Here is a 25,541-nt window from a genome sequence, read left to right as displayed (position 1 = left end):
CTTTGGGAGAGGGTTAGGGTGAGGGGCAATGACCGCAGCAAAATCCGAAATTATCCCGGTATCTGACGCTCTCGAGCTTCGCGCCGTCGAAGAGCGCTACGCCGCCGATCTGCATAATCTCGTCGTCCAAAACAAAACCTTTCTGCAAACCGCCTTTGACTGGGCGCAGCACGTGGGCAGCGAGGACGATACCCGCCGCAACGTGCAAAGTAACCAGATGCTGCACCAGCGCGGCTACGCCAAAATGTTTTTGATATTCAAGAGTGATGAACTGGTCGGCGTGCTGTCGTTCAACACGATTGAACCGACCAACAAAACCGGCTATATCGGCTACTGGCTGGATGAAAGCCATCAGGGGCAGGGCATTCTCTCCCGGTCACTGCAGGCGTTTATGCGCTACTACGTCGAACGTGGGGAGATCCGCCGTTTTGTGATCAAGTGTCGGGTGGCGAATCAGCACAGCAACAGCGTTGCCGTACGCAACGGTTTTACGCTGGAAGGGTGCCTGCGGGAAGCGGAATACCTGAACGGTCGCTTTGACGATGTGAATATCTACGGGAAGATCTACGCCCTATAACGCTCCCAGCAGCGGGGTGCGGGTGATGCGCTGGTCGCCGTTAATCACCTTTTCGCCGCGCAGGTGAATGCTCTCCCCGGCAAAGGCTTCAATGACCGCATCATCTGTGATTTCAACCCGGTGCTCAATGAGCACATCTCCGCTGATCCGCGCGCGTCCCTGGATCACCACCTTATCGTCCAGCATGATCGGCCCGCCGCGCAGCCATGCCTGACCGCCAATCAGAACGTGGTGCTTGATGACGCAGTTTCCTTCCACCACGGCATTCTCCGCAATCTGAGAGCTGTAGCGCACCGTCGGAATAGCATCGTCGTCATAACCGGCAATCACGCGGGCGTTGCCATAGACCTTTGCGCAGTCGCAGACCCAGACGTTATTTAAGTCGTTACCTTCGAGGATAGCGTTGTCGAATATTTCGGCGCGGTGCTCAACAAAGGCAAAATTCACCATCGCCTCGCCGTAGATTTGCGCCTGATGCACAATGCGCGACTGGCTGACGGTCGCCTTATCGTAGATTTGCAGGATCTGGTCATGGTCCGGCGTCAGACCTTTGGCGGCGATGATAACGCTGTTGTGCAGAATGCGGGCATCGCCGTAGAGATGGCATTCGCCCCGCACGCAGGAGTGCTGAATGGTGACGTTGTCACTTATGCGCGCCCCGTGGCTGACCTCCGCGCCGTCCAGCCAGCAGCTGCCGCTGATATGCGCATCGTGACTAACGATGCACGGCAGGGTAAGGCGCGCGTTGCCGGACACGACGGCACCGGCGAACACCACGCTGTTTTCGTCGTAGATCCAACAGTCGCCGTCCTGCGCGAGGGCGCGCTCATCGTCAACCCAGCCGCCTTTCGTACCAACCGTCACGTCGTTAAAATCCACTGTCGCGATAATCTGCCGCAGCGTGACAGAGCGGGTAGTGTCACCGTTTTTCCATTGCCAGAGGCGGGTTTCGTCGCTAAGGCGATATTTGTTCATCTTTAGGTCTCTGATAAGCGTCTTAACTAAACGTAGCAAATTTTTCGGTTTTCGAACGGCTGGCAACCAGACGGTAAACGCCTTAAAATGGCATTCAGGATGCACTTTAAACTTATGCAGGCTCAGGAAAAAATAATGACCGTTGATGAGAATTACTTCACAGAGAAATATGGCTTAACCCGCACCCATTCAGAGGTGCTGTTCAGTGCGGCAAAGATTAAACCGGGTAAAACGCTGGATCTGGGCTGCGGCAACGGCCGCAACAGCCTTTATCTGGCGGCCAACGGTTACGAGGTGACCGCGTGGGATAAGAACCCGATGAGCATCGAGAATATCGAGCGCATCAAGGCGGAAGAAGGGATCGATAACCTCCACACGGCGATTAAAGATCTCAACAACCTGAGTTTTGACGGCGAGTACGATTTCATTCTCTCCACCGTGGTGCTGATGTTCCTGGAGTCAAAAACCATCCCGGGACTTATCGCCAACATGCAGCGCTGCACCAGGCCCGGCGGCTACAACCTGATTGTTGCCGCGATGGACACGGCGGATTACCCGTGCACCGTCGGCTTCCCGTTTGCGTTCAAAAGCGGTGAGCTGAGCAACTACTACAAAGGCTGGGAGTTGCTCAAATACAACGAAGACGTTGGCGAACTGCACCGCACCGACGAAAACGGCAACCGCATCAAGCTGCGCTTTGCCACGATGCTGGCGCGCAAGCCCGCTTAGCGGGCAGCAAGCAGGCAGATCTGCAGGGCGGTGTTGTAAGACGCCTCGAACGACGACAGCGGCAGGAATTCAAACTTGGAGTGGAAGTTATGCGCGCCGGTGAAGAAGTTCGGCGTGAGCAGCCCTTTTGCCGAGAGCGCCGCGCCGTCGGTACCGCCGCGCATGGGCGTCGGCTTCGGCGTGATGCCGAGCGATTCCATCGCCTCGAACATCAGATCGATGGCGCGTCTGTCCTCACCAATCGCATTGCTGATATTGCTGTAGGTATCTTCAATGCGATAGTCCACCCTGGCCGTAGGATACTGGGCGGCAATCAGCGCGGCTACGTCGGCAATCTGCTGCTTGCGGGCGGCAAAGTTGTCCTTGTCAAAGTCGCGGATATTGGCCTTAAGAATGGCCTCGTTCTGGCCGGCCTGAATGCCGTTAAACCAGATATAGCCCTCACGCCCCTCGGTGCACTCCGGCGTTTGCTGGCGGTCAAAATGGTTGATGTAGTCAGTCGCCATCAGCAGGGGATTCACCAGCACGCCTTTGGCGGACATCGGGTGCGCCGTTACGCCGGTAAAGCGGATTTCAGCGGCTGCCGCATTAAAGTTCTCGTAGACAATTTCCCCCAGCTCGCAGCAGTCGATGGTCCAGGCGAAGTCGACGTCAAAGCGCTTAAGGTCCAGCGCTTTTGCACCGTTCAGGCCGATCTCTTCGTCAGGCACAAACGCCACGACGATATCCCCGTGCTGATGTTCCGCCGTCAGGTTTTCCAGCACCGTCATGATCACCGTGACCGCCGATTTATTATCCGCGCCCAATACGCTGGTTCCGTCGCTGAAAATAATCTCCTCATTCGGATACGCCAGAATTTCAGGATGCTCGTTAACCCGCAGCCAGATGTCTTTCTCTTTATTCAGACAGAGATCTTCACCGGTAAAGGTTAATATTTGTGGATGAATATCCGGTGATAATCCCACGTCCACGGTATCAATATGGGTAATAAAGCCGATGCGCGGCGCACCGGCCACGTTGCCTTTTTTGACCGCCGTTACCGTGGCGAATTCATCAATCACAATATCGTCTAACCCCAGCTGTGCCAGCTCCTGCGCCAGCTCCCGGGCCATGTCGTGCTGGCCCGGCGTTGAGGGCAGGGTTTTGACCTTTGGGTCGCTCTGGCTGGTGATCGCGAGATAGCGGAAAAAACGGTGCGTTAATTGTCTGGAAAGCGGCGAGCCCATAGTGTTTTATTCCTTATTTATTTTTCAGGTGTTTGCCACATCACTTTAATGTTATTTATGAAATGGCAAAAGAATTAATTAGCCGTCGAATTAAAAAGACAGGAATAAATGATGAAAAGCAAACTCACAACTATAACGCTGGCGCTTGCTGTACTCACGGTCAGTTCCTCCGTCGCCGCGAAAACGCTGGTGTATTGCTCCGAGGGATCGCCGGAAAACTTTAATCCTCAGCTATACACCTCGGGAACCAGCGTGGACGCCAGCGCCGTGCCGGTCTATAACCGGCTGGTTGATTTCAAACCCGGCACCACGGAGCTGGTGCCAAGCCTGGCGGAGCGCTGGGAGGTGAGCGACGACGGCAAGGTTTACACCTTCCATCTGCGTAAGGGCGTCAAGTTCCAGAGCAATAAATCCTTCACGCCGACCCGCGACTTTAACGCCGACGACGTGATTTTCTCGTTTATGCGCCAGAAAGACGTGAATCATCCGTATCACAACGTCTCTAACGGTAGCTACTCCAACTTCGAAAGTCTGGAGTTTGGCAGCCTGATTACCGGCATTGATAAGGTTGATGACCACACCGTGCGCTTTACCCTGGCGCACCCGGAAGCGCCGTTTGTCGCCGATCTGGCATGGTATTTTGCCTCGATCCTGTCCGCGGAATATGCCGACGCGATGCTCAAAGCGGGCACGCCGGAAAAGGTGGATATGGAGCCTATAGGTACCGGGCCGTTTAAGCTTGCGCAGTATCAGAAGGATTCGCGGATCCTGTTTACGGCGTTCGACGAATACTGGCAGGGGAAATCGAAGCTGGATCGGCTGGTGTTTAGCATCACCCCGGATGCCTCCGTGCGGTTTGCCAAAATTGAGAAGAACGAGTGTCAGGTGATGCCGTTCCCGAACCCGGCGGACCTGCCGCGCATGAAGGCGAACAAAGACATCAACCTGATGAGCAAAGCCGGACTGAATACCGGCTTTCTGGCGTTCAATACCCAAAAGCCGCCGCTGGATAACGTAAAAGTCCGTCAGGCGCTGGCGATGGCCATCAATAAACCGGCCATTATTGATGCGGTTTTCCACGGCACCGGCACTGCGGCAAAGAACCTGCTGCCGCCGGGCGTCTGGAGCGCAGACAGCGAGCTTAAGGATTACGATTACGATCCTCAAAAGGCGAAAGCGCTGCTGAAAGAGGCCGGTTTTGCCAACGGCGTGAGCGTCGACCTGTGGGCGATGCCGGTGCAGCGTCCGTACAATCCGAATGCGAAACGCATGGCGGAGATGATTCAGTCCGACTGGGCGAAAATCGGCGTACAGACCAAAATCGTCACCTACGAGTGGGGCGAATACCTTAAGCGCGTGAAGGGCGGGGAACATCAGGCCGCGCTGATGGGCTGGACGACCGCAACGGGCGATCCCGACAACTTCTTTGGTCCGCTATTTACCTGTACCTCGGCAAACGGTGGCTCAAATTCGGCGAAATGGTGCTATAAGCCCTTCGATAACATTATTGCGGAAGCAAAATCAACGACCGATCGCGATAAACGCGTGGCGCTGTATAAAGAGGCTCAGCAAATGATGCATGATCAAATGCCGGCGGTGATGATTGCGCATTCAACCATTTTCGAACCGGTGCGCAAGGAGGTGACGGGCTATGAAATTGACCCGTTTGGCAAACATCTGTTCTGGCAACTGGATATAAATCAGTAATTTTTCACTGCCCGGCACGCTTGCGGGCAGTCTTTTCGCAATTTGTGCTCTCCGCATCATTTTTTGTCACAACAAACCCGCTGGTCTTTTGCTATAACTTCAAATGCATACTTGCAGATAACATGGAAAACTATCATGCGTACTCAAACTTTTTTTAAAGTTGCAGTGCTTACTGGTCTGTTGGCGTTGGCGGGCTGTTCTTCAAAAGTCGCGGCTCCCGAACAATATTCTGGCTTTTTAAAAGACTATTCAGGCTTGCAGCAGACGACGTCTGCGACGGGTAAACCAACGCTGCGTTGGGTGGATCCTTCTTATAACGAAGCTAATTACGACAGTATTCTCTGGACGCCGATTACTTATTATCCTGCGCCTAAACCGACCACTCAAATTGGTCAAAAAACGCTTGATGAGCTGTTGAATTACACCAATAACAAAATGAAAACCGCTATTGGTACCCGTAAGCCAGTTGTGACCACGCCTGGTAAACACAGCCTGATTTTCCGCGGTGCAATTACCGGGGTGAGTTCGCAGAAAGAAGGTCTGCAGTTCTATGAAGTGGTGCCGGTCGCGCTGGTGGTAGCCGGTACGCAGATGGCAACCGGGCATCGCACCATGGATACGCATCTCTTCTTTGAAGGCGAACTGATCGATGCGGCCACCAACAAACCGGTCATGAAGGTGGTGCGTAAAGGCGAAGGTAAAGATCTGAACAACGAAAGTACGCCGATGACCTTTGCGACGCTGAAGCAGGTTGTTGATGACATGGCGACGGACGCCACCATGTTTGATGTGAAAAAGACCGCGAAATAAAATAAAACGGCCTGCGTAATGCAGGCCTTTTTATTTACGCCATTCGTAAGCGTCTGCACCAGGTTTCTGGTTTGGTAAACATCACCATATTTCCCCCCAGAATCAGCACTAATCCCACGATACCGTTGATATGCCAGACGTAGCCTTCATACACCGTGGAGATGGTCAGCGCCACCAGCGGGAAGAGCAGCGTACTGTAGGCCGCTTTGCCCGGACCGATACGTCCCACCAGCGTGAAGTAGGCGCCAAAGGCAATCACCGAACCAAACACGGCCAGATAGAGCAGCGCGCCAATGTAGCTGACGGTCCACTCTGGCGCGAAGCTGTCGCCTCTGAACAGGGCAATGCAGCCCATCACCAGCGTGCCGTAGAGCATCGCCCAGGCGTTGGTGGTCATGGTTTCAAGGCCTTTGCGCTGGTGACGCATGCTGATCATATTGCCCAGCGAGAAGCCGTAGGTGCCGAGCGCGGAGAGACCAATCCCGGTCAGGAGCGACGCGCTCCAGCCGCTGGCCAGCAGATCGTCCCAGAAGAGGGTTACGATCCCAGTCAGGCCCAGTGCCGCCGCCGTCCAGAAACGCGCGGGCGGGCGCTGCCCGAAGAAAATAAAGCTGTTAATGGCGTTATAGAGTACGGCCATGGAAAAGATCACCGATTCCAGCCCGGTGTTGATGTGCGAGGCTGCGGCGTAAAAACACCAGAAGTTAAAGCAGAAAACGCAGCATCCCTGGAGCATACAAAAGAGGTGATCCCGCAGCGCCAGCTTGCGCAGGCGGCGCAGGGCGATTAACACCACCATCATCGTGAGGCTGGCGACGGCGAAACGCCAGAAAATAGAGACCGGCGCCGCTACGGGACCCTGCTGCAGGAAAATCGCAATCCAGGTGGTTCCCCAGATGACCACCACCAGTCCGTATAATAATGCGTTCATATTTTTCTCTTCTCAAACCACGGAAGCCCGCAGTATGCCGCTGAGATCGGTCAGGGGCTTTCACCGGCTTGCGGTCGACTTGCAAAATCTTGCGCTTTTTTCTTTCCCGGGGGCTGGCAACGGGAGACAACTCTTCTTAGACTGATATTCCAGTCAATCACGCGCTTACGGTCATGTCTCACGCTTACGATACCTTTGAAACGCTTTGCCAACAGAATGCGGTCCTGCGGGAAACCGTCTCGCTGAATTCGGGCATTCAGCTGGCAGCGTGGTACAACAAGCACGATACGATAACGGTAAAAAGTAACCACCATACCCTGAGCCTGTACGTGGCGGACGGCTACGAAAGCTACCAAAAAACGCCGGGCGGCTGGAAGAACGGCGGGGGGCCGGACCGTTTCTGCTTGATGCCAAAAGAGAGCGAATCGACGTGGGATATCCGTGATGACCTGTCGTTTGTGCATCTCTACTGCACCGATGAACACCTGCGCGACGTGGGGGAAAAGATCTGGGACAAGCGCCCGCTTTCGCTGACGCTCGACGAGCGCATTTTTGGTAGCGATCCGAAAATCACCGCGCTGTATCGCCAGTTTTTGCTCGGCTGCGACTGGCAGCAGCACGCTAACCAGCTCACCCTGAGCACGGCCTCTACGCTGCTCCTGACCCATCTGCTGCAAAACTACTCTAACGTTCAGTGGAAGCTGCCGGTCGTCACCGGCGGGCTATCGCCATTCGTACTGCGTAACGTGCTGGCCTTTATCGAAGAGAACCTCGGGCAACCCCTGACGCTGGCTGAACTGGCGGCGCAGGCCGCCCTCAGCGAATACCATTTTGCCCGCATGTTCCGCCAGTCGACGGGGCTGGCGCCGCATCAGTACGTGATGCAGAGGCGAATGGAAAAAGCGAAGGCCCTTGTGCAGAACACGGCGACGCCGCTAACGGACATCGCCCTTGCCTGCGGGTTTAACTCCGCCAGCCACTTCAGCAACCGCTTTCGCAGCGCGACGGGCATGACGCCTTCGCAGCTACGCGCGGCGAGCGCGTGAAAACAGGGCATAGCACACGCCGCCCAGCACCAGCCCCCAGAATGCCGAACCGATGCCCAGGATTGTCACGCCGCTTGCGGTCATCAGAAATGTGACGATGGCCGCGTCGCGCTCCGCCTCGTGGCTCAGTGCCTGATATAAACTCCCGCTGATAGTTCCCAGCAGCGCCAGACCTGCGAGCGTCTGGATCCAGCTGAGCGGCAGAGCGGCCATCAGCCCGGTAATCGAGCCGCCGAAAATCCCCGCCAGCAGATAAAATCCTCCGGCTGCGGTGGCCGCCAGCCAGCGTTTACCGGCATCCGGATGCGCATCCGGGCTTTGACAAATGGCGGCAGTAATGGCCGCGATACAGATAGAAAAGACACCAAAAGGGGAAAACAGCAGCGCCAGCGCTCCCGTAAAGATGATAAGCGGCGAGACCGCCAGCGGGTAACCGGAGGCTTTCATCGTGGCGAACCCCGGCGCGTTTTGTGAGGCCATGGTTACCAGGAAGAAGGGCACGCCAATACTCACCAGGCTGGTGAAGGTGAACGTGGGGGCGATAAATTCAGGCATCACAAGCGAGAGCGTAAGCTTATCAGTGACAACGTCACCGCCCGCCCATGCCACGATACCGCCGACCAGCAGCGTGACCACGATGGCGTAGCGCGGTGCCAGCGCTTTTGCGATCAGCCACGCCGCAATCATGCTGCCGCACAGCAGAAAGTGACCCTCAAGATGCGCAAATGCGTGCAGGCCAAACTGCAGCAACACGCCTGCCAGCATGGCGGCAGCAAGCGAATGGGGGATCAGCCTCATCAGACGGGCGAAGAGCCCGGTGATGCCGCAAAGTAAAATGAGCGCGTTAGCAAAGATGAACACGCCGATCGTTTCCGGCAGCGTTACGCCGTGCAGGCTGGTGGCGAGCAGCGCCGCGCCGGGCGTTGACCAGGCGGTCAGCACCGGCGCTTTGTACCACCAGGAAAGCGCCAGCGTGCTGACGCCCATCCCAATCCCCAGCGCGGTCATCCAGCCTGCGATCTGCTGTGCGCTGGCACCAGCCGCCGCGGCGGCCTGCCAGATGATGGCGGCCGAGCTGGCGTAACCGACCAGCACGGCGACAAAACCAGCCAGGGCGACTGGAACAAGGTGAGAGGAAGGGCGCATGAAAACTCCGTTGTGCGTTATAACGTCCGATATAAGGTAACACTGTGCGCTATAGCGTACAAGTGGTATGCTGATCGCCATCAGGAGGGACTATGGACATCACACTACACCTTGCAACAACGCTGAAAACGCTGCGCCAGGCGCGCGGCTGGAGTTTATCGAAGCTCGCGGACGAGACCGGCGTGTCAAAAGCGATGCTGGGGCAAATCGAGCGCAATGAATCCAGCCCGACGGTGTCGACGCTGTGGAAAATTGCCACCGGGCTGAACGTGCCGTTTTCCGCGTTCATCACGGCAGAGGCGGACCGGCATGCGGTGTTTGACCCGCAGCAGCAGGCGATGGTGGTCAAACCGCTTTTTCCGTGGGACGAGACGCTCGGGTTTGATTATTTCTCCATCACGCTGGCACCCGGCGCGCTGAGTGAATCCACGCCGCATGAGGCCGGGGTGATTGAACATGTGGTGGTGGTCAGCGGCGAGCTGGATATGAAGATTGAGGGCACGTGGCAGACGATTTCTGCCGATTCGGGCGTCCGTTTCGCCGGCGATAAACCGCACGCCTACCGCAACAGCAGCGACCGGACGGTGCATTTTCACTCTCTGATTCATTATCCCCGCTGACGCTACGCAAAACTGTTTCGCTGACGCATACTTCTGACTACAATAGCCGCCATTTTGACCATAACGGATAACGACGAAGTATGCGCCTGCAATCCCATCATCTTGAACTTTTAAGCCCGGCCCGCGACGCCGCCATTGCCCGTGAAGCGATCCTTCACGGCGCTGATGCCGTCTACATTGGCGGCCCGGGCTTCGGTGCCCGCCATAACGCCAGCAACAGCCTGAGCGATATTGCTGAACTGGTGCCGTTCGCCCACCGCTTCGGGGCGAAAGTGTTCGTGACCCTGAACACCATTCTTCATGATGATGAGCTGGAGCCTGCGCAACGTCTGATTACCGATCTCTACCAGGCCGGCATTGATGCCCTGATCGTCCAGGATATGGGCGTGCTTGAGCTGGATATTCCGCCCATTGAACTGCATGCCAGTACCCAGTGCGATATCCGCACGGTCGAGAAGGCGAAGTTTCTCTCCGACGTCGGCTTTTCGCAGATCGTTCTGGCGCGCGAGCTGAACCTGAATCAGATCCGCGATATTCACCAGGCGACAGACGCGACGATCGAATTCTTTATCCACGGCGCGCTGTGCGTGGCTTACTCCGGTCAGTGCAATATTTCCCACGCGCAGACGGGCCGCAGCGCCAACCGCGGCGACTGTTCTCAGGCCTGCCGCCTGCCATATACCCTGAAAGACGATCGGGGCCGCGTCGTGGCGTTCGAAAAACACCTGCTCTCCATGAAGGATAACGATCAGACGGCCAACCTGGGCGCGCTGATCGACGCGGGCGTGCGTTCCTTCAAGATTGAAGGGCGCTACAAAGATATGAGCTACGTGAAGAACATCACCGCGCACTATCGCCAGATGCTGGACGCCATCATCGAAGATCGCGGCGACCTGGCGCGCGCGTCGGCCGGGCGCACCGAACATTTCTTTATTCCGTCGACGGACAAAACGTTCCACCGCGGCAGCACGGACTATTTTGTGAATGCCCGTAAAGGGGATATCGGCGCGTTTGACTCACCGAAGTTTATCGGTTTACCGGTGGGCGAAGTGCTGAAAGTGGCGAAGGATCACCTTGATGTTGAAGTGACGGAACCGCTGGCGAACGGAGATGGCCTTAACGTGATGATTAAGCGTGAGGTCGTAGGCTTCCGTGCCAATACGGTCGAGAAAACCGGCGAGAACCGCTACCGCGTCTGGCCGAATGAAATGCCCGCCGATCTCTACAAGGCGCGGCCGAACGCGGCGCTTAACCGTAATCTCGATCATAACTGGCAGCAGGCGCTGCTGAAAACCTCCAGCGAACGCCGTATCGCCGTGGATATTGAGCTGGGCGGCTGGGAAGAGCAGCTGATTCTGACCATGACCTGCGAAGACGGCATCAGCGTGACGCATACGCTCGATGGTCATTTCGAGGTGGCAAACAATGCCGAAAAAGCGCTTAACAGCCTGAAGGATGGCGTGGCGAAGCTGGGCCAGACGATCTACTACGCGCGCGCGATCGACGTGGCTCTGCCGGACGCGCTGTTCGTGCCGAACAGCCTGCTTAACCAGTTCCGCCGCGAAACGGCAGAGATGCTGGATGCCGCGCGCCTGGCGCAGTATCCGCGCGGAAGCCGTAAAGCGGAAACCGTACCTGCGCCAGTCTACCCGGACACCCATTTATCCTTCCTCGCCAACGTCTACAACCATAAAGCGCGTGAATTCTATCATCGCCACGGCGTGCAGCTGATCGACGCAGCCTATGAAGCGCATGAAGAGAAGGGCGATGTGCCGGTGATGATCACCAAGCACTGCCTGCGCTTTGCGTTTAACCTGTGTCCTAAGCAGGCGAAAGGGAACATTAAGAGCTGGAAGGCCACCCCCATGCAGCTGGTAAACGGCGATGAGGTTCTGACCCTCAAGTTCGACTGCCGTCCTTGTGAAATGCATGTGATTGGTAAGATGAAAAACCACATCTTCAAAATGCCGCAGCCCGGCAGTATCGTGGCGTCCGTCAGTCCGGACGATCTGATGAAAACGCTGCCGAAACGCAAGGGCAGCTAATTACCGAACGTGCGTGTCCGGTTTGCGCGACTTCTGCCACAGGTGATGCTCGCGCAAACCCTCCGCCGACTCTTCCGCAGCGCTTCGCAACTCATCGCTGTCGGCTTCATGACGAAGCTGATGCGCCACATTCTTGACCCACAAATACTCGTGTCCTTTGTGCCCGGCCATAAGCTGGCCGGAAAACAGCGCACAGATAAGCATGACGAAAGATAACCCTTTTTTAATCATGGATTCACCGCTGAAAAAGAATGCGGGATAATCATGTCGATTATTTTTTAGGGTTATTATTCAAAAATTAAAATTAGCGAAAAGGAAATGTCAAATAATGTGGGTTCGGAATTACGGTTAAGATATTTCCTAAAAAAACCATGACGCTTTGTAAAGTACCATTTCTGGACCTCAATTAGATATTTGCATTAAGGATAAACCTTATATAATAGTAAGTCTCTGGCTAAGGAACAGGTCATTTCTAAATGAAAAAAATAATAGCGCTTGCGCTTCTGGCGGTTGCTGTTGTGGCCGCTGCAGGGATTCGTTATGCAGCTAATGATGAACCAGAATATATTCGTTCTGCGGAAATTCGCGTGGGTTCCTATTTAACCAGCGATTATGGTGGCGTTGCCTGCTCAAGCAAAAAAATAAACGATCGGCGCTGGGAATTAGATTGTACTCATCAGGCAAGAGGAAAAACATTCCAGTTTGCGGTGTATCCCTCTGAAAAAGCACCTTATGGTGTCGCTCGCTCCTTTTATCTTGAAGCCCTTAATGACGACGCAAAACAGAGCGCTGAGCAGGGGCTTATGCGTTATTTGCAGATCAATACCCATGCAGGTTAATAAGGTTGTTTAGCGTTCGTTAAGACAACAGGTGTTAGGTTGTAAGGGATCCGCAGCCCGGCCACGGAGTGTCGGGACGTAGAGACCAAAACACAAATCTATCCATGCAAGCATTTACCGCCAGTTATTGGCGGTTTTTTTTTGCGCAGGCCGTCGCGATAGGGTTATGGCCTCAGTCGATAATGTGACTGCACCAGACCCGAAGGGAAACTGCGGCTGGATACCAGAATTAAATCGATATCCTGAGGAAGGGTTCCGAAAAGCGGTTTTCCCGCTCCGAGCAGGACAGGAACGGTCGTGATCACCATATCGGCCACCAGCCCTTCGCGCAGGAATGACTGGATCACCTGTCCGCCATCGAGATAGACCCGATGAACGTTCTGCGCAGCGAGATCGTCCAGCACCTCCTTTGGCGTCCGGGATGAAAACTGCACTTTTCCCTTCAGCGCCTCCGGCACGGTCGTACCGCCCAGCTGTCGGGAGAGTACCAGCACGGGCCGTTCATAAGGCCATGCGTCAAAGGTCAGTACCTTCTCATAGCTACCCCGGCCCATCACGATCCACTCTTTGTCCGCGATGAACGCCTCATAGCCATGATCTTCTGTGGGATCGTCGCGCTGCAGCAGCCAGTCGATATCGTCATTCTGTCGGGCGATGTAGCCATCAAGACTAACCGCGATAAAAACGTGTGTGGTGACCATCAGGTGCTCCGTATTACGAAAATTAAAAAATGAATCTTCCTCTTAGCGGAGAGGGGCCCCTTTGTAAACGTGTATTCTGAAGCAATAAGACTGTCTTCAGAATAATGACAGACTTACAGCGATGCCCTGGTCCGGCTGTAAATCGCCGAAGCGTTTCCATAAGGCCGGGGCGAGGCGCAGGGATGCGCCGAGAGGGCGTGGCCTGCAGGGATGCAGGCTCATGCCCGACCCGATAGCCTGAAGGAATAAGCTGAGGGCACCGCGAAGCGGCGATTTACCGCCGGGAGCCCGGGTCGCCAGGGTGGTGGCGATTGAGCCACCCTGGCACGTTCACAGGTTATGTCGTTAAAGAATAGCAAGGAACATAAAGTGAACGGAATGACCACCAGAGCCGTATGTTCCCCCTCACCCCAGCCCTCTCCCTCAAGGGAGAGGGGGGCGTCCGTGCAGGCATTATTTTGTGGGGAACCCTCAACCGTTAGCGGGCAGTACCCGGACGTGAAAATTGTTTGCGATACTGAGCCGGGGAAAGCGCGAACTGCTGGCGAAAATGATGACGCAGTGTTGATGCCTGACCAAACCCGGTCTGTTCAGCGATGCTGTCGATGCTTAACCGACTGCTTTCCAGATAATCTTTTGCCCTGAGCAGGCGTTCATTGATTAACCAGCGTGCGGGCGTCGTCCCCGTTGCCGCCTCGAAGCGACGAAGGAAGGTGCGCTGGCTCATTCCGACCCGACGCGCCAGGGAGTCGACGCTGTGCGCCTCGATAAGATGCGTGTGCAGAAAGTCAAACAGCTGGCCGAGACGCTGGCTTTCCCGCAGCTGGGCTACCGGGCGGCTCAGCTGTTGTGGCTGTGAACCATCCCGGTGAGGGGGAATGACCAGCCGACGCGCCACGCTGTTGGCGGTTTCCATGCCATAATCCCGCCGCACAACGTGCAGACAGAGATCGATTCCCGCCGCGCTGCCGGCGGACGTCAGAATATCGCCTTCGTCCTGGTAGAGCACATCCTCAACCACGTCGATGTCAGGGTAGCGGGCTTTAAGCGCGTCAATGTAGCGCCAGTGGGTTGTGGCTTTGCGGCCGTTCAGCAGCCCCGTAGCGGCCAGCACAAACACCCCCGAACAGATGGAGAGCAGCCGGCATCCTCGCGCGCTGGCCTGGCGTAGTGCCTCGCAGAGCGCGTCCGGAACCGGTGAATCCAGCCCCCGCCAGCCGGGAACCACAATCAGGTCCGCAGACGCAAGCAGGCTTAAATCACCATCGGCAACGATGCGGATCCCGCCAGTTGCCCGAAGTTCACCGCTGTCCACGCTCGCCACCGCAAAACGATACCATTCATCGCCAAGCTCGGGACGCGGCAGGCCGAAGATCTCCACCGCTACGCCAAACTCAAAGGTACACAGACCGTCATACGCCAGCACGACTACCTGCGGGCGGGCAATTTGTCTTAAGTTTGTCATCTTTTTGCTGTTTTCTGGCATAAGCGAACGCATTCACGGGCTGAATTTGTGGATAGAGTAGTGTTAACACAAACGCCAAAGATGAGGAAGGATCATGAGCTATGTTACTGAATTTCCGGCTGCCGAGCCGCAGGAAGCCGTTACCCATTTTCTGCGCCGCCTGAGTGTTGAAACCGACTGCGCGGATGTGCATCACGCCATCGCCAATAATGAGCAGGACTTTGTGTTGCTGCACGTGGTGGGCAGCCCGGAGCAGTTTGCCCGCCGTCACGTGCCCGGCGCACTGCACCTGCCGCGGAGCCAGATGACCGCCGAGCGCATGGCCCAATGGCCTGAAGGCACGCTGTTCGTCGTTTACTGCGCAGGGCCGCACTGTAACGGCGCGGACAGAGCCGCGCTGAAGCTGGCGCGCCTCGGGCTGCCGGTCAAAATCATGCTCGGGGGGATCACCGGCTGGGAGGATGAAAAGTTCGCCTTTGCCAGCAGCGAAACCGCCGTCGCGCTGTGAAGATGAATTTTTTTCAACACCCGTGAAATTTTCTCGTTTGCCGGAGCAGGACAGGTATGACATCTTTTTTGGACATTTAGACATCCAGAAGTCTAAAGCTTCAAATGATGAATTATCACTGCTGGCAATTATCGCCGGCAGACTGAGGAGATTTCCATGCAACGACAGCACGCCCCGTACCGCGCCGATGTAGTCGGCAGTTTTTTACGCCCGGATGCCATCAAAGAGGCTCGCCTGAAGTTCGCCAGCGGCGAAATTGACGCCGGACAGCTTCGCGCGGTAGAGGATGATGCCATTCGCCACGTCGTTGAGCAGCAGTGTGCGTGCGGCCTGCATGTGGTCACCGACGGTGAATTTCGCCGTGCCTGGTGGCACTTCGACTTCTTTGACGGTCTGCAGGGCGTTGAGCGTTACGATTCGCAGCAGGGCATTCAGTTCAACGGGGTACAAACCAAAGCCCACGGCGTGCGCGTCACCGGCAAGCTGGGCTTTGGCGACCACCCGATGCTCGAAGATTTCCGTTACCTGAAAAGCATCAGCGGCAATGCTCAGCCGAAGATGACCATTCCCAGCCCGAGCGTGCTCCATTTCCGCGGCGGCCGTAAAGACATCGATGCGACGGTCTACCCGGATCTGAATGACTATTTCGACGATCTGGCGACCACCTGGCGCGACGCCATCCGCGCATTTTACGACGCGGGCTGCCGTTACCTGCAGCTGGACGATACCGTCTGGGCCTATCTCTGTTCGGACGATCAGCGCCGTCAGATCCGCGAGCGCGGTGACGATGCCGATGAGCTGGCACGCATCTATGCCCGCGTTCTGAACAAGGCTCTGGAAGGCAAGCCGGACGATCTGACCATCGGGCTGCACGTCTGCCGCGGTAACTTCCGTTCAACCTGGATTTCCGAAGGCGGCTATGAGCCGGTGGCGGAAGTGCTGTTCGGGACGGTCAACGTTGACGCGTTCTTCCTGGAATACGACAACGACCGCAGCGGGGATTTCGCGCCATTGCGCTTCGTTCGCCCGGGCAAGCAGCAGGTGGTGCTGGGCCTGATCACCACGAAAAACGGCGAGCTGGAGAACCCGGAGGGGATTAAAGCTCGTCTGGAAGAGGCGGCGAAATACGTGGCAAAAGAGCAAATTTGCCTCAGCCCGCAGTGCGGCTTTGCCTCTACCGAAGAGGGCAACAGCCTGAGCGAATCCCAGCAGTGGGACAAAGTCCGTCTGGTTACGCAGATCGCCAGCGAAGTCTGGTAAAGCCTCATCCACAGCGCTGCATTATAAAAGTGCAGCGCTGTGCCATTCTGAGACGTTCTCTTTACATCCTGCGTTCCCCTTCCTGAAATAGCGCTTCCTCCATTCTGGCATCCTTTTTGCTCCTGCTTCGCTGACACATTTTTTTTCCGCGTCCACGCCGTAACGGACGTTTTCGCACAGCGTTCTTTTTCAGGAGTGAAAATATGCAGCGTCGTACCTTATTAAAAGCCTTTGCGTTATCCGCATCCGTCGTGACGATGGGAATGAGTTTTGGCGTGCAGGCGGCCGATACCATCAAAGTGGGGATCATGCATTCTCTTTCCGGCACCATGGCCATCTCCGAAACGCCGCTGAAAGACGTCGCGCTGATGACCATCGACGAGATCAACGCGAAAGGCGGCGTGCTGGGTAAAAAACTGGAGCCGGTGGTGGTGGATCCCGCCTCAAACTGGCCGCTGTTTGCCGAGAAGGCGCGCCAGCTGTTAAGTCAGGATAAAGTGGCGGTGGTATTCGGCTGCTGGACGTCGGTATCGCGCAAATCCGTGCTGCCGGTCTTCGAGGAGCTGAACGGTCTGCTGTTCTATCCGGTGCAGTATGAAGGCGAAGAGATGTCGCCAAACGTCTTCTATACCGGCGCCGCGCCGAACCAGCAGGCCATCCCCGCGGTGGAATACCTGATGAGCGAAGACGGCGGCGCGGCGAAGCGCTTCTTCCTGCTGGGCACGGACTATGTTTACCCGCGCACCACCAACAAGATCCTGCGCGCGTTCCTGCATTCGAAAGGGGTGGAGGATAAGGACATCGAGGAGGTTTATACCCCGTTCGGTCACAGCGACTACCAGACCATCGTCGCCAACATCAAGAAATTCTCCGCGGGCGGCAAAACCGCCGTGGTGTCGACCATCAACGGCGATTCCAACGTTCCGTTCTACAAAGAGCTGGCTAACCAGGGTCTGAAGGCAACCGACGTGCCGGTGGTGGCGTTCTCCGTGGGTGAAGAAGAGCTGCGCGGGATCGACACCAAACCGCTGGTCGGCAACCTCGCGGCGTGGAACTACTTTGAATCCGTGGATAACCCGACCAACCAGGCCTTCGTGGCGGATTACAAAGCCTATGCGAAGGCGCACAAGCTGCCGAATGCCGATACCGTGGTGACCAACGACCCGATGGAAGCGACTTACGTGGGGATCCATATGTGGGCGCAGGCGGTGGAAAAAGCGGGCACAACCGACGTGGATAAAGTGCGTGCGGCGATGGCCGGTCAGTCCTTTAAGGCGCCGTCAGGCTTTACGCTCACCATGGATGCCACCAACCACCATCTGCATAAGCCGGTCATGATCGGTGAAATCGAAGGCAACGGTCAGTTCAACGTGGTGTGGCAGACAGAACAGCCGGTACGCGCCCAGCCGTGGAGCCCGTTCATCGCCGGTAACGATAAAAAGCCCGACCAGCCGATGAAAACCGCCAGCAACTAAGCCATCACCAGGGAGAAACGTCATGAACGCCATGCGCATGTTCATCGCTCTTGTATGGCTTTCCGGACTGCTGCCAGGGATGGCGCAGGCATCGGATGCCGATCGTTTTGTTGCCGCCAGCCGCAGCCAGCAGGCGGAGTTGCTGACGCAGTGGGCCGCCGCGCCGGACGCCGCGAGGCTGCCGCTGCTGCAGGCACTGCAAAAAGAAAACCTGTATACCGACAGTCAAAAGCACGCCTTTGCGCAGCGCAACGGTCAAATGGTTTCGCTCGGTGACGCTAAGTCGACCGAAGGGGCAGCCAAAGCCGTTCGTCTGACCAACCGGCTGCGCGTGCTGGCCGCCACGGCCATCGCTACGCATCAGCTGGTGAGTGACAGTGTCACAGAAAGGCGGGCGGCGGCCCGTCAGCTTCAGCGGGATGCCCAGCCTGGAATGCTCGCTTTTCTGGAAAAGCGGGTAAACGATGAAACGGACGCGGTGGCACGTCAGGCGCTTTTACTGGCGGTAGCGAATCTCCAGCTAGCCAGCCCGCAGGCAGAGGTGCGCCGCAAGGCCGTCGAGTTATTAGGGCAGTCCGACGATCCTGACGTGGAGTCCAGACTTACCCCGTTTACCCAGGCACAGACAGAGCCGGATGCCGGGGTGCGCGCCGCCGCGCAGGAGAGCCTGAGCCAGATCCAGCATCGACTGATGTGGGGCGATCTGCTGGGCCAGGCGTTTATGGGGCTCTCTCTGGGGTCGGTGCTGCTGCTGGCGGCGCTGGGGCTTGCCATCACCTACGGCCTGCTGGGCGTCATCAATATGGCGCACGGTGAGATGCTGATGCTGGGAGCGTATGCCACCTGGATGGTGCAGCAGGCAATGGCCGGGCTTGCGCCCCAGTGGCTGGCGCTCTATCCCGTTATCGCGCTTCCAGTCGCGTTCTGCCTGACGGCGGGCATCGGGATGGTGCTGGAGCGCACCGTGATCCGCCATCTGTACGGTCGTCCGCTGGAAACGCTGCTGGCAACGTGGGGGATTAGCCTGATGCTCATCCAGCTGGTGCGCATGACGTTTGGCGCCCAGAACCTGGAGGTGGCCAACCCGGCATGGCTGTCCGGCGGGGTGCAGGTTTTTGCCAACCTGACGCTGCCGTGGAACCGCATCGTGGTGCTGGGCTTCGTGCTGCTGGTGCTGTTCTTTACCTGGCTCATTCTGAATAAAACCCGTCTGGGGCTCAACGTGCGTGCGGTGACGCAGAACCGCAGCATGGCCGCCTGCTGCGGGGTACCGACAGGCCGCGTCGATATGCTGGCGTTTGGGCTTGGCTCAGGAATTGCGGGGTTAGGCGGCGTGGCGCTATCGCAGCTCGGTAACGTCGGGCCGGAGCTGGGTCAGGGCTACATCATCGACTCTTTCCTCGTGGTCGTTCTCGGTGGCGTAGGCCAGCTGGCAGGCAGCGTGGCCGCGGCGTTTGGTCTGGGTATTTTCAATAAAATTCTTGAACCGCAGATGGGGGCGGTGCTGGGCAAGATCGTGATTCTGGTGGCGATCGTGCTGTTTATTCAAAAACGCCCTCAGGGGCTGTTTGCGCTGAAAGGGAGGGTGATTGACTGATGAGCCAGCCGCTGACCTTAACGCTGGCGCGCAAAGCGCCGCGCACAACGCAACTTGCAGGTAGCCTGATGGTGGTGTGTCTGCTGATATTACCGTTTTTCGCCTTACTGCCTGCGACGCATCCGCTGGCGCTGTCGACCTGGATGCTGACGTTGATTGGCAAGATCCTCTGCTATGCCATCGTTGCGGTGGCGCTGGATCTGGTGTGGGGCTACGCCGGGATGCTCTCTCTTGGGCACGGCATCTTCTTCGCCCTGGGCGGCTACGCGATGGGCATGTACCTGATGCGTCAGGCTGCGGGTGACGGTCTTCCTGCGTTTATGTCGTTTCTCTCCTGGAGCGAGCTGCCGTGGTTCTGGTGGGGAACCCAGCATTTTGCCTGGGCGCTGGTGCTGATTGTGATGGTGCCGGGCCTGCTGGCACTGGTGTTCGGCTGGTTCGCCTTCCGTTCAAAGATCAAAGGGGTCTATTTCTCGATTATGACCCAGGCGCTGACCTATGCCGGGATGCTGCTGTTCTTTCGCAACGAAACCGGTTTTGGCGGCAATAACGGCTTTACCGGCTTCACCACGCTGCTCGGGTTTTCGGTAACGGAAACGACCACCCGTATCGCGCTGTTTCTGGCGACCGTGCTGTTGCTGCTTCTGGCGTTAGGCACCGGATTTGCCCTGGCGAAGAGCAAGTTTGGCCGCATCCTGACCGCCGTTCGCGACGCCGAAAACCGCCTGACGTTTTGCGGCTACGATCCGCGCGGGTTCAAGCTGCTGGTATGGACGCTTTCCGCCGTGCTGTGCGGCCTGGCGGGGGCGCTGTACGTCCCGCAGGTGGGCATAATTAACCCCGGCGAAATGTCGCCGACCAACTCGATTGAAGCCGCGATCTGGGTGGCGCTGGGCGGGCGCGGCACGCTGGTCGGGCCAGTGATTGGCGCGGCGCTGGTGAACGGCGCCAAGAGCTTCTTCACCGTCGCGATGCCGGAATACTGGCAGCTGTTCCTGGGGCTGATTTTCATCGCCGTCACGCTGTTTTTACCGCGCGGCGTCTACGGTCTGTTTCGAAAGGGAGATAAATAATGCAGCCAGCCGAAGGGTTATTTACCCGCCAGTTGCCGGGCGATCGTTACCGTGAACAGACCGACCCGGTGCTGCAGCTTGAGGCCATTAACGTCAATTTTGACGGATTTCAGGCCCTGACCGATCTGTCGCTGAATATCGGCGTGGGCGAGCTGCGCTGCGTGATTGGCCCTAACGGCGCCGGTAAAACCACGCTGATGGACGTCATCACCGGCAAAACGCGGCCAAATAGCGGCAGGGCGATTTACGATCAGTCTATCGACCTGACCGCGCTGGAGCCCGCGGCCATTGCCCGCCAGGGGATCGGCCGTAAATTCCAGAAGCCCACGGTTTTTGAAGCGCTGACGGTGTGGGAAAACCTGGAGATCGCCATGAAAACCGATAAATCCGTCTGGGCGAGCCTGCGGGCAAAACTCAACGGTGAACAGCGCGACCGCATCGATGAGATGCTGGTTTTGCTGCGCCTTAGCTGCGAGCGCGACCGACGCGCCGGGCTGCTTTCTCACGGGCAAAAACAGTTTCTGGAAATCGGTATGCTTCTGGTGCAGGACCCGCACCTGCTGCTGCTGGATGAACCGGCCGCCGGGATGACCGACGCGGAAACCGAATACACCGCCGAGCTGTTCAAAACGCTGGCGGGTAAGCACTCCCTGATGGTGGTGGAGCACGATATGGGCTTTGTTGAGACTATCGCCGACCACGTCACGGTGCTGCATCAGGGCCGCGTGCTGGCGGAAGGTTCGCTTCGCGAGGTGCAGGCTAACGAGCAGGTGATTGAGGTCTATCTGGGGCGCTAAGGAGCGATGATGTTACAGGTTAACGAACTGAATCAGTATTACGGCGGCAGCCATATCCTGCGCGGCGTGAGTTTTGAGGCCGTCACCGGAGAGGTCACCTGCCTGCTGGGGCGCAACGGCGTCGGGAAAACCACGCTGCTGAAGTGTCTGATGGGGCTGATCCCGGCGAAAACCGGGGAGGTTATCTGGCAGGGTAAAAAAATCACCCACAGCAAGCCGCACCAGCGGGTGCACTCTGGCGTGGCGTACGTCCCGCAGGGCCGCGAGATTTTCCCGCGCCTGACCGTGGAAGAGAATCTTCTGCTCGGGCTGTCGCGTTTTTCCGCCCGCGAGGCGAAGCAGGTTCCGGATGAGATCTGGCAGCTGTTTCCGGTGCTTAAAGAGATGAGGCATCGTCGCGGGGGCGATCTTTCCGGTGGACAGCAGCAGCAGCTGGCGATTGGTCGCGCGCTGGCGAGCCGTCCGCAGCTGTTGATTCTCGATGAGCCGACCGAAGGCATACAGCCATCGGTGATTAAAGAGATTGGACAGGTGATCCGCACCCTGGCGAACCGAGGCGACATGGCGATCCTGCTGGTCGAACAGTTTTACGACTTTGCCGCCGAGCTGGCCGACAGCTATCTGCTGATGTCGCGCGGCACCATTATCCAGCGCGGCCGGGGTGAAAACATGGAGCAGGAGGGCGTTCGCGGATTGGTTGCGATTTGAAATGTTATAATATAACATCCGCATTCTTATAAAACGGAATGAGGGTGTTATGTTGGCTGCACATTTTGGGAAATTTGCCATGACTCTGGGGGCGCTGCTGGTCAGCGGCCAGCTGTTTGCTCACTCGCACGGCCATCAGATGACCGAAGCGGAACAGAGGGCGGCGAACGGCGTGTTTGAGGATAAGGACGTGAAGGACAGAGCGCTGTCTGACTGGGACGGGACCTGGCAGTCGGTCTATCCGTTCCTGATGGACGGCTCGCTGGATCCGGTTTTTAAACAGAAAGCGCAGAAAGACAAAAGCAAAACCTTTGACGAGGTGAAAGCATACTACCGCAAGGGCTATGCGACGGACGTGGATGCTATCGGCATCGAAAACAACGTGATGGAATTTCATAAGGGCAAAGCGGTCAGCCGCTGTCAGTATGATTACAGCGGCTACAAAATACTGACCTACGCATCGGGCAAAAAAGGCGTTCGCTACCTGTTTGAGTGTAAGGATGCCGGCAGCAAGGCACCGAAGTTTGTTCAGTTCAGCGACCACACCATCGCCCCGAAGGCCTCTTCGCACTTCCACATTTTCATGGGCAACACCTCCCACGAGGCGCTGCTGAAAGAGATGGATAACTGGCCGACCTATTATCCGAATGAGATGTACAAAGAGCAGGTGGTAGAGGAAATGCTGCACCACTGATGCTTTATTGCCGGGTGGCGGCTACGCCTCACCCGGCCTGGAAGCGCTACGCCACGTTGGGCGTTTCACACCACGCCTTCACGCTCATCCCACGCAAAACCATCAGCCACGCCATGACGATGGCAACCATCATGATGACAAATAGCGACCAGTGCGGCAGGTTGGTCAGGATAATACCGGTGATCATCGGGTTTGCCGCCGCGCCGAGCCAGCCCAGCGCCTGCGCAGAGAAATAGCTTGCCTTCATCCCCGGCGGGGCAATGTTGTCGATCAGCATGTATTCGCCCGGTGCATAGATAATCTCACCCAGGGTAAAGATGGCGGCAGCGATGCCCCAGTAAACCAGGTTTTCCCCGGAGAGCATAAAGCCACCCAGCCCCACGATAAAAAACAGGGTGGCGAGGGTCATCAGCGGGCGAATATTGCTGGCAGAGATCTTGCGGCCCAGCGCATATTGCAACGTCACCACCACGGCGGCGTTGACGGGCAATACCACGGCGACCACCTTTTCGGCGAAATTACTGTCTGCATGCGCGGCCAGAACGTATTGCGAAATACAGGTCGCGAACGATCCTCCGACGTATGACGCCAGCAGGCCAGAGAGCGTGTACCAGAACAGCGCGCGGTCTTTCAGCAATACCGACGGCTGCCAGGGCATCTTCTCCTCGGCGGTATCCAGCGCAACGCTTTTCTGCACGAAGAAATGGATGAATCCGAGCGGCAGCGCGGCGCAGAAGGCTGCCAGCCAGAACGGCAGCTGCAGGCTGTACATCACCAGCAGGGTGCCAATCGGCGGCCCGATCGTCCAGCCAATGTTCAGAAAGCTGTAGTTAAGCGAGAAAACGCGCGCTTTCTGGCTTGCGGTGAGCACGTCGGAGAACCAGGCCTTCAGCACCGTCGAAAAGACGGAATAGGCGCAGTTGATCAGCGCAAAGAACAGCACCACCAGCGTGACGTTATCGACCAGCGGGATCGCGACAAACCCCGCGATAAAGGCCACGATCGCAATCAGCATGTAGCGCTTTTTATCAAACTTATCGGCCAGAATGCCAAATCCCAGGCTGAACACCACGCCGATAGTCAGCGCAATCGTCAGGGCATAACCAATATTCTCGACGCTCATGCTGTAGACGCGCGTGAGATAAATGGTCATGAACGGCAGCGTTGCCCCCCGACCGATGGTTAATAACAATGACGACGCCAGCAGCGCTGCGGTTGAGCGCCTGAGAGATGGTTTCATATTCCTGCCCGACAGTTGCTTATGCTTTTTTTAGACGTGTGTTAACAGGATTACCATGACATAAGGGGCTTGTATAGCACCTAATTTATCCGTAAGTGCTTCGCCTGACTGCCATAATTAATGATCTTCTCGCCGCGCGCTTTTTTCTGTTACCTTGAACTGTTAACAAATAATTAATAATTCAGGGGCAGGGTATGACGCGTAAAGACGGGCTGCTGGCGTTGCTGGTGGTCGTAGTATGGGGGCTCAATTTTGTGGTCATCAAGCTGGGGTTGCACAACATGCCGCCGCTGATGCTGGCCGGTTTACGTTTTTTGCTGGTCGCGTTCCCGGCGCTCTTTTTCGTCGCCCGTCCGAAGATCCCGTTAAAGCTGCTGCTGGGCTATGGCCTGACCATCAGCTTTGGCCAGTTCGCGTTTCTCTTCTGCGCCATCAAGTTCGGGATGCCGGCCGGTCTGGCCTCGCTGGTGCTGCAGGCGCAGGCGTTCTTTACCATTATTCTCGGCGCCTTCGTGTTTGGCGAACGTTTACAGGGAAAACAGCTGGCGGGGATCACGCTGGCGGTGTTTGGCGTGCTGGTGCTTATTGAAGCCAGCCTGAACGGCCAGGATGTGGCGCTGCTCGGCTTTATGCTGACGCTGGCGGCGGGGCTGAGCTGGGCCTGCGGGAATATCTTCAACAAGCTGATTATGCAGCACGAGGCGCGCCCGGCGGTGATGTCCCTGGTTGTCTGGAGCGCGCTGATCCCGATAATCCCGTTTCTGGCGGCGTCGTTTATTCTGGATGGTCCGGATGTAATGCTGAACAGTCTGGTCGAAATCGATCTGACCACAATCCTGTCTCTTGTCTATCTGGCCTTTGTCGCCACCATTGTGGGCTACGGGATTTGGGGATCGCTGCTGGGGCGTTATGAAACCTGGCGCGTGGCGCCGTTATCCCTGCTGGTGCCGGTGGTGGGGCTTGCCAGTGCGGCACTCTTGCTGGATGAAACGCTGAGCGCGCTGCAGCTGTTTGGCGCCGTGCTGATCATGGCCGGGCTGTACATTAACGTGTTTGGTCTGCGGGTTCGTCGGGCGACGCGGGTAAGCGAAAAGGCATAAAAAAAGCCCCGCGTCTGCGGGGCAAAAACGAATCAGAGGCCGTGCTGATTATAATAAGGCACGCCTAATTCGTCGGATTTGTCGCTACCAGCACCCATATGGTTGAAATCATAATGCGACTGGTCATGTGCTGACGGCAAAATCATCGTATCAGGATTATTTTGCTGCGTTGCACGAGGGGTTTGCTCCGCGAAGGTCTGGCTGGAGAACAGCACCAGCAAGGCGAGGGCGGCGGAGGCGGTAACTTTCATGATTTCCTCGGTTACGTCTGT

General features: G+C 56.9%; 26 protein-coding genes. 17 read left to right on the top strand and 9 right to left on the bottom strand.

Annotation, left to right across the window (positions count from 1 at the left end):
• Positions 1 to 28 precede the first annotated feature (28 nt).
• Positions 29 to 577 carry a 50S ribosomal protein L7/L12-serine acetyltransferase gene (gene rimL / locus FOY96_RS10755; RefSeq protein ID WP_045888396.1) on the top strand — a complete coding sequence of 183 codons (549 nt, stop codon included), beginning with the start codon at positions 29 to 31 and terminating at the stop codon, positions 575 to 577.
• On the opposite strand, the gene ydcK is transcribed toward rimL, so the two are convergent.
• On the bottom strand, positions 572 to 1,552 hold the full coding sequence (ydcK, locus tag FOY96_RS10750; protein ID WP_143347021.1) for a YdcK family protein: 981 nt from the start codon (positions 1,550 to 1,552) through the stop codon (positions 572 to 574). The genes rimL and ydcK overlap by 6 nt on opposite strands.
• A gap of 114 nt (positions 1,553 to 1,666) precedes the next feature.
• On the opposite strand from ydcK, the gene tehB reads away from it, so the two are divergent.
• The gene (tehB, locus tag FOY96_RS10745; RefSeq protein WP_269473785.1) at positions 1,667 to 2,281 is read left to right on the top strand and encodes a tellurite resistance methyltransferase TehB; all 615 of its coding nucleotides are present in this window, start codon (positions 1,667 to 1,669) and stop codon (positions 2,279 to 2,281) included.
• Here tehB and pepT read toward each other — a convergent pair.
• Positions 2,278 to 3,507: a peptidase T gene (gene pepT / locus FOY96_RS10740; RefSeq protein WP_143347019.1), complete on the bottom strand. Its 1,230-nt coding sequence runs from the start codon at positions 3,505 to 3,507 to the stop codon at positions 2,278 to 2,280. The two genes, tehB and pepT, sit on opposite strands and share 4 nt — an antisense overlap.
• Before the next feature lie 111 nt (positions 3,508 to 3,618).
• On the opposite strand from pepT, the gene FOY96_RS10735 reads away from it, so the two are divergent.
• Both FOY96_RS10735 and FOY96_RS10730 read left to right on the top strand, forming a co-directional pair.
• Positions 3,619 to 5,214 carry an ABC transporter substrate-binding protein gene (locus tag FOY96_RS10735; RefSeq protein ID WP_143347771.1) on the top strand — a complete coding sequence of 532 codons (1,596 nt, stop codon included), beginning with the start codon at positions 3,619 to 3,621 and terminating at the stop codon, positions 5,212 to 5,214.
• A gap of 135 nt (positions 5,215 to 5,349) precedes the next feature.
• Positions 5,350 to 6,024, top strand: coding sequence for a DUF3313 domain-containing protein (locus tag FOY96_RS10730; RefSeq protein ID WP_033145514.1), 675 nt, complete (start codon positions 5,350 to 5,352; stop codon positions 6,022 to 6,024).
• A 34-nt stretch (positions 6,025 to 6,058) separates the two neighbouring features.
• Here FOY96_RS10730 and FOY96_RS10725 read toward each other — a convergent pair whose 3' ends face one another.
• Positions 6,059 to 6,955: a DMT family transporter gene (locus FOY96_RS10725; RefSeq protein ID WP_143347018.1), complete on the bottom strand. Its 897-nt coding sequence runs from the start codon at positions 6,953 to 6,955 to the stop codon at positions 6,059 to 6,061.
• Positions 6,956 to 7,128: 173 nt separating this feature from the next.
• Between FOY96_RS10725 and FOY96_RS10720 the strand changes: the two genes are divergently transcribed.
• A complete protein-coding gene (locus FOY96_RS10720) occupies positions 7,129 to 8,001 on the top strand; it encodes a helix-turn-helix transcriptional regulator (RefSeq protein WP_032657103.1) in 873 nt (290 codons plus the stop codon).
• Here FOY96_RS10720 and FOY96_RS10715 read toward each other — a convergent pair.
• Complete coding sequence (locus FOY96_RS10715) at positions 7,981 to 9,147, bottom strand: benzoate/H(+) symporter BenE family transporter (RefSeq protein WP_094935476.1); 1,167 nt, start codon at positions 9,145 to 9,147, stop codon at positions 7,981 to 7,983. The two genes, FOY96_RS10720 and FOY96_RS10715, sit on opposite strands and share 21 nt — an antisense overlap.
• 92 nt (positions 9,148 to 9,239) lie before the next feature.
• Between FOY96_RS10715 and FOY96_RS10710 the strand changes: the two genes are divergently transcribed.
• The gene (locus FOY96_RS10710; RefSeq protein ID WP_143347017.1) at positions 9,240 to 9,767 is read left to right on the top strand and encodes a helix-turn-helix domain-containing protein; all 528 of its coding nucleotides are present in this window, start codon (positions 9,240 to 9,242) and stop codon (positions 9,765 to 9,767) included.
• A gap of 80 nt (positions 9,768 to 9,847) precedes the next feature.
• Positions 9,848 to 11,812 (top strand): peptidase U32 family protein, encoded by a 1,965-nt coding sequence (locus FOY96_RS10705; RefSeq protein WP_039262504.1) that lies wholly within the window; start codon positions 9,848 to 9,850, stop codon positions 11,810 to 11,812.
• Here FOY96_RS10705 and FOY96_RS10700 read toward each other — a convergent pair whose 3' ends face one another.
• Positions 11,813 to 12,043, bottom strand: coding sequence for a DUF2554 family protein (locus tag FOY96_RS10700; protein ID WP_039262502.1), 231 nt, complete (start codon positions 12,041 to 12,043; stop codon positions 11,813 to 11,815).
• A gap of 245 nt (positions 12,044 to 12,288) precedes the next feature.
• On the opposite strand from FOY96_RS10700, the gene FOY96_RS10695 reads away from it, so the two are divergent.
• On the top strand, positions 12,289 to 12,651 hold the full coding sequence (locus FOY96_RS10695) for a hypothetical protein (protein WP_039262500.1): 363 nt from the start codon (positions 12,289 to 12,291) through the stop codon (positions 12,649 to 12,651).
• A gap of 164 nt (positions 12,652 to 12,815) precedes the next feature.
• Here FOY96_RS10695 and FOY96_RS10690 read toward each other — a convergent pair whose 3' ends face one another.
• Together FOY96_RS10690 and ftrA are read right to left on the bottom strand one after the other, a co-directional pair.
• Positions 12,816 to 13,352: a dihydrofolate reductase family protein gene (locus FOY96_RS10690; RefSeq protein ID WP_143347016.1), complete on the bottom strand. Its 537-nt coding sequence runs from the start codon at positions 13,350 to 13,352 to the stop codon at positions 12,816 to 12,818.
• 478 nt (positions 13,353 to 13,830) lie between these two features.
• Positions 13,831 to 14,838, bottom strand: coding sequence for a transcriptional regulator FtrA (ftrA, locus tag FOY96_RS10685; protein WP_143347015.1), 1,008 nt, complete (start codon positions 14,836 to 14,838; stop codon positions 13,831 to 13,833).
• Positions 14,839 to 14,911: 73 nt separating this feature from the next.
• Between ftrA and FOY96_RS10680 the strand changes: the two genes are divergently transcribed.
• The 8 genes from FOY96_RS10680 (at position 14,912) to zinT (ending at position 22,929) form a co-directional block, all read left to right on the top strand.
• Positions 14,912 to 15,325, top strand: coding sequence for a rhodanese-like domain-containing protein (locus FOY96_RS10680; RefSeq protein ID WP_047060853.1), 414 nt, complete (start codon positions 14,912 to 14,914; stop codon positions 15,323 to 15,325).
• Positions 15,326 to 15,481: 156 nt separating this feature from the next.
• The gene (locus tag FOY96_RS10675) at positions 15,482 to 16,585 is read left to right on the top strand and encodes a cobalamin-independent methionine synthase II family protein (RefSeq protein ID WP_064672492.1); all 1,104 of its coding nucleotides are present in this window, start codon (positions 15,482 to 15,484) and stop codon (positions 16,583 to 16,585) included.
• A gap of 203 nt (positions 16,586 to 16,788) precedes the next feature.
• Positions 16,789 to 18,060 carry an urea ABC transporter substrate-binding protein gene (gene urtA / locus FOY96_RS10670; RefSeq protein ID WP_033145526.1) on the top strand — a complete coding sequence of 424 codons (1,272 nt, stop codon included), beginning with the start codon at positions 16,789 to 16,791 and terminating at the stop codon, positions 18,058 to 18,060.
• A 22-nt stretch (positions 18,061 to 18,082) separates the two neighbouring features.
• Complete coding sequence (urtB, locus tag FOY96_RS10665; protein ID WP_096151311.1) at positions 18,083 to 19,657, top strand: urea ABC transporter permease subunit UrtB; 1,575 nt, start codon at positions 18,083 to 18,085, stop codon at positions 19,655 to 19,657.
• On the top strand, positions 19,657 to 20,730 hold the full coding sequence (gene urtC / locus FOY96_RS10660) for an urea ABC transporter permease subunit UrtC (RefSeq protein WP_143347014.1): 1,074 nt from the start codon (positions 19,657 to 19,659) through the stop codon (positions 20,728 to 20,730). Before urtB ends, urtC begins: the two co-directional genes overlap by 1 nt.
• Complete coding sequence (gene urtD, locus FOY96_RS10655) at positions 20,730 to 21,527, top strand: urea ABC transporter ATP-binding protein UrtD (protein WP_143347013.1); 798 nt, start codon at positions 20,730 to 20,732, stop codon at positions 21,525 to 21,527. The genes urtC and urtD overlap by 1 nt, the downstream gene beginning before the upstream one ends.
• 9 nt (positions 21,528 to 21,536) lie before the next feature.
• The gene (urtE, locus tag FOY96_RS10650) at positions 21,537 to 22,235 is read left to right on the top strand and encodes an urea ABC transporter ATP-binding subunit UrtE (protein ID WP_048981366.1); all 699 of its coding nucleotides are present in this window, start codon (positions 21,537 to 21,539) and stop codon (positions 22,233 to 22,235) included.
• A gap of 52 nt (positions 22,236 to 22,287) precedes the next feature.
• Positions 22,288 to 22,929: a metal-binding protein ZinT gene (gene zinT, locus FOY96_RS10645; RefSeq protein ID WP_087822860.1), complete on the top strand. Its 642-nt coding sequence runs from the start codon at positions 22,288 to 22,290 to the stop codon at positions 22,927 to 22,929.
• 46 nt (positions 22,930 to 22,975) lie between these two features.
• Here zinT and ydeE read toward each other — a convergent pair whose 3' ends face one another.
• Entirely contained in the window at positions 22,976 to 24,169 is a 1,194-nt protein-coding gene (gene ydeE / locus FOY96_RS10640) for an efflux MFS transporter YdeE (RefSeq protein WP_143347012.1), read from the bottom strand.
• Positions 24,170 to 24,363: 194 nt separating this feature from the next.
• Here ydeE and eamA point away from each other — a divergent pair, with 194 nt between their 5' ends.
• Positions 24,364 to 25,269, top strand: coding sequence for an O-acetylserine/cysteine exporter (gene eamA / locus FOY96_RS10635; RefSeq protein WP_033145532.1), 906 nt, complete (start codon positions 24,364 to 24,366; stop codon positions 25,267 to 25,269).
• Positions 25,270 to 25,301: 32 nt separating this feature from the next.
• Here eamA and marB read toward each other — a convergent pair whose 3' ends face one another.
• Positions 25,302 to 25,520 carry a multiple antibiotic resistance protein MarB gene (gene marB / locus FOY96_RS10630; RefSeq protein ID WP_143347011.1) on the bottom strand — a complete coding sequence of 73 codons (219 nt, stop codon included), beginning with the start codon at positions 25,518 to 25,520 and terminating at the stop codon, positions 25,302 to 25,304.
• Positions 25,521 to 25,541 lie beyond the last annotated feature (21 nt).

This window comes from Enterobacter asburiae (genome assembly GCF_007035645.1).
GTDB lineage: Bacteria > Pseudomonadota > Gammaproteobacteria > Enterobacterales > Enterobacteriaceae > Enterobacter > Enterobacter asburiae_B.
Note: the sequence above shows the minus strand (reverse complement) of the source record. Positions and strands in the feature narration are given on the sequence as shown.

Excerpts from the sequence above, each read along its gene's own strand:
- pepT (WP_143347019.1), bottom strand. The coding sequence starts at position 3,507 with ATGGGCTCGCCGCTTTCCAGACAATTAACGCACCGTTTTTTCCGCTAT.
- urtB (WP_096151311.1), top strand. The coding sequence starts at position 18,083 with ATGAACGCCATGCGCATGTTCATCGCTCTTGTATGGCTTTCCGGACTG.
- FOY96_RS10735 (WP_143347771.1), top strand. The coding sequence starts at position 3,619 with ATGAAAAGCAAACTCACAACTATAACGCTGGCGCTTGCTGTACTCACG.
- FOY96_RS10715 (WP_094935476.1), bottom strand. The coding sequence starts at position 9,147 with ATGCGCCCTTCCTCTCACCTTGTTCCAGTCGCCCTGGCTGGTTTTGTC.
- FOY96_RS10705 (WP_039262504.1), top strand. The coding sequence starts at position 9,848 with ATGCGCCTGCAATCCCATCATCTTGAACTTTTAAGCCCGGCCCGCGAC.
- tehB (WP_269473785.1), top strand. The coding sequence starts at position 1,667 with ATGCAGGCTCAGGAAAAAATAATGACCGTTGATGAGAATTACTTCACA.
- marB (WP_143347011.1), bottom strand. The coding sequence starts at position 25,520 with ATGAAAGTTACCGCCTCCGCCGCCCTCGCCTTGCTGGTGCTGTTCTCC.
- FOY96_RS10720 (WP_032657103.1), top strand. The coding sequence starts at position 7,129 with ATGTCTCACGCTTACGATACCTTTGAAACGCTTTGCCAACAGAATGCG.
- ydcK (WP_143347021.1), bottom strand. The coding sequence starts at position 1,552 with ATGAACAAATATCGCCTTAGCGACGAAACCCGCCTCTGGCAATGGAAA.
- FOY96_RS10730 (WP_033145514.1), top strand. The coding sequence starts at position 5,350 with ATGCGTACTCAAACTTTTTTTAAAGTTGCAGTGCTTACTGGTCTGTTG.
- FOY96_RS10710 (WP_143347017.1), top strand. The coding sequence starts at position 9,240 with ATGGACATCACACTACACCTTGCAACAACGCTGAAAACGCTGCGCCAG.
- rimL (WP_045888396.1), top strand. The coding sequence starts at position 29 with ATGACCGCAGCAAAATCCGAAATTATCCCGGTATCTGACGCTCTCGAG.
- urtA (WP_033145526.1), top strand. The coding sequence starts at position 16,789 with ATGCAGCGTCGTACCTTATTAAAAGCCTTTGCGTTATCCGCATCCGTC.
- ftrA (WP_143347015.1), bottom strand. The coding sequence starts at position 14,838 with ATGCCAGAAAACAGCAAAAAGATGACAAACTTAAGACAAATTGCCCGC.
- FOY96_RS10695 (WP_039262500.1), top strand. The coding sequence starts at position 12,289 with ATGAAAAAAATAATAGCGCTTGCGCTTCTGGCGGTTGCTGTTGTGGCC.
- eamA (WP_033145532.1), top strand. The coding sequence starts at position 24,364 with ATGACGCGTAAAGACGGGCTGCTGGCGTTGCTGGTGGTCGTAGTATGG.
- FOY96_RS10680 (WP_047060853.1), top strand. The coding sequence starts at position 14,912 with ATGAGCTATGTTACTGAATTTCCGGCTGCCGAGCCGCAGGAAGCCGTT.
- urtE (WP_048981366.1), top strand. The coding sequence starts at position 21,537 with ATGTTACAGGTTAACGAACTGAATCAGTATTACGGCGGCAGCCATATC.
- urtC (WP_143347014.1), top strand. The coding sequence starts at position 19,657 with ATGAGCCAGCCGCTGACCTTAACGCTGGCGCGCAAAGCGCCGCGCACA.
- ydeE (WP_143347012.1), bottom strand. The coding sequence starts at position 24,169 with ATGAAACCATCTCTCAGGCGCTCAACCGCAGCGCTGCTGGCGTCGTCA.
- FOY96_RS10690 (WP_143347016.1), bottom strand. The coding sequence starts at position 13,352 with ATGGTCACCACACACGTTTTTATCGCGGTTAGTCTTGATGGCTACATC.
- FOY96_RS10675 (WP_064672492.1), top strand. The coding sequence starts at position 15,482 with ATGCAACGACAGCACGCCCCGTACCGCGCCGATGTAGTCGGCAGTTTT.
- urtD (WP_143347013.1), top strand. The coding sequence starts at position 20,730 with ATGCAGCCAGCCGAAGGGTTATTTACCCGCCAGTTGCCGGGCGATCGT.
- FOY96_RS10725 (WP_143347018.1), bottom strand. The coding sequence starts at position 6,955 with ATGAACGCATTATTATACGGACTGGTGGTGGTCATCTGGGGAACCACC.
- FOY96_RS10700 (WP_039262502.1), bottom strand. The coding sequence starts at position 12,043 with ATGATTAAAAAAGGGTTATCTTTCGTCATGCTTATCTGTGCGCTGTTT.